Origin of the sequence: Streptomyces sp. NPDC058469, assembly GCF_042721125.1 — a bacterium.
In the GTDB taxonomy this organism is placed as follows: Bacteria; Actinomycetota; Actinomycetes; order Streptomycetales; family Streptomycetaceae; genus Streptomyces.
On sequence record NZ_JBHXME010000338.1, the window covers coordinates 1 to 2,512 of the forward strand.

General features: G+C 58.4%; 2 rRNA genes. Both read right to left on the minus strand.

From position 1 onward, the window contains the following. Positions 1–630, minus strand: a 23S ribosomal RNA gene (locus ACFWP5_RS52230); the annotation flags it as partial. 312 nt (positions 631–942) lie between these two features. Further along, positions 943–2,470: ribosomal RNA gene (locus tag ACFWP5_RS52235) — 16S ribosomal RNA — on the minus strand. Positions 2,471–2,512 lie beyond the last annotated feature (42 nt).

Below are 2,512 nucleotides of genomic sequence, written 5' to 3' on the forward strand. Positions count from 1 at the left end.
CGACGCTCCCACGGCTTGTAGGCACACGGTTTCAGGTACTATTTCACTCCGCTCCCGCGGTACTTTTCACCATTCCCTCACGGTACTATCCGCTATCGGTCACCAGGGAATATTTAGGCTTAGCGGGTGGTCCCGCCAGATTCACACGGGATTTCTCGGGCCCCGTGCTACTTGGGTGTCTCTCAAACGAGCCGTTGATGTTTCGACTACGGGGGTCTTACCCTCTACGCCGGACCTTTCGCATGTCCTTCGCCTACATCAACGGTTTCTGACTCGCCTCACAGCCGGCAGACTGTGAAAGAGAGATCCCACAACCCCGCACACGCAACCCCTGCCGGGTCTCACACGTATACGGTTTGGCCTCATCCGGTTTCGCTCGCCACTACTCCCGGAATCACGGTTGTTTTCTCTTCCTGCGGGTACTGAGATGTTTCACTTCCCCGCGTTCCCTCCACATACCCTATGTGTTCAGGTATGGGTGACAGCCCATGACGACTGCCGGGTTTCCCCATTCGGAAACCCCCGGATCAAAGCCTGGTTGACGACTCCCCGGGGACTATCGTGGCCTCCCACGTCCTTCATCGGTTCCTGGTGCCAAGGCATCCACCGTGCGCCCTTAAAAACTTGGCCACAGATGCTCGCGTCCACTGTGCAGTTCTCAAACAACGACCAACCACCCATCACCCCCGGCTACCACCGGAGTTCACTGGGGTCGGCACTGAAGGCAGCCATACGGCCATACCCTCAGACACCCAACAGCGTGCCCGGCATCCCCACCACTCGTGATCAGCTTTCCACGCCCCGAAGGACAGTACTTGCAGCCCGAGATGAGCAGCGACACCGAATAATCAACGTTCCACCCTTGAGCAACCACCGTCGGACGTGTGCCGACGTAATGGCCCTGGACCACCAAGCAAGCTTGGCGGCCTAGATGCTCCTTAGAAAGGAGGTGATCCAGCCGCACCTTCCGGTACGGCTACCTTGTTACGACTTCGTCCCAATCGCCAGTCCCACCTTCGACAGCTCCCTCCCCACAAGGGGGTTGGGCCACCGGCTTCGGGTGTTACCGACTTTCGTGACGTGACGGGCGGTGTGTACAAGGCCCGGGAACGTATTCACCGCAGCAATGCTGATCTGCGATTACTAGCAACTCCGACTTCATGGGGTCGAGTTGCAGACCCCAATCCGAACTGAGACCGGCTTTTTGAGATTCGCTCCACCTCACGGTATCGCAGCTCATTGTACCGGCCATTGTAGCACGTGTGCAGCCCAAGACATAAGGGGCATGATGACTTGACGTCGTCCCCACCTTCCTCCGAGTTGACCCCGGCGGTCTCCTGTGAGTCCCCGTCACCCCGAAGGGCACGCTGGCAACACAGGACAAGGGTTGCGCTCGTTGCGGGACTTAACCCAACATCTCACGACACGAGCTGACGACAGCCATGCACCACCTGTACACCGACCACAAGGGGGGCACTATCTCTAATGCTTTCCGGTGTATGTCAAGCCTTGGTAAGGTTCTTCGCGTTGCGTCGAATTAAGCCACATGCTCCGCTGCTTGTGCGGGCCCCCGTCAATTCCTTTGAGTTTTAGCCTTGCGGCCGTACTCCCCAGGCGGGGAACTTAATGCGTTAGCTGCGGCACCGACGACGTGGAATGTCGCCAACACCTAGTTCCCACCGTTTACGGCGTGGACTACCAGGGTATCTAATCCTGTTCGCTCCCCACGCTTTCGCTCCTCAGCGTCAGTAATGGCCCAGAGATCCGCCTTCGCCACCGGTGTTCCTCCTGATATCTGCGCATTTCACCGCTACACCAGGAATTCCGATCTCCCCTACCACACTCTAGCTAGCCCGTATCGAATGCAGACCCGGGGTTAAGCCCCGGGCTTTCACACCCGACGTGACAAGCCGCCTACGAGCTCTTTACGCCCAATAATTCCGGACAACGCTTGCGCCCTACGTATTACCGCGGCTGCTGGCACGTAGTTAGCCGGCGCTTCTTCTGCAGGTACCGTCACTTTCGCTTCTTCCCTGCTGAAAGAGGTTTACAACCCGAAGGCCGTCATCCCTCACGCGGCGTCGCTGCATCAGGCTTTCGCCCATTGTGCAATATTCCCCACTGCTGCCTCCCGTAGGAGTCTGGGCCGTGTCTCAGTCCCAGTGTGGCCGGTCGCCCTCTCAGGCCGGCTACCCGTCGTCGCCTTGGTGAGCCATTACCTCACCAACAAGCTGATAGGCCGCGGGCTCATCCTGCACCGCCGGAGCTTTTAACCCCCACACATGAGTGCGGGAGTATTATCCGGTATTAGACCCCGTTTCCAGGGCTTGTCCCAGAGTGCAGGGCAGATTGCCCACGTGTTACTCACCCGTTCGCCACTAATCCCCACCGAAGTGGTTCATCGTTCGACTTGCATGTGTTAAGCACGCCGCCAGCGTTCGTCCTGAGCCAGGATCAAACTCTCCGTGAATGTTTTCCCGTAATCGGGACCACACACACGAGAGCGGAACAG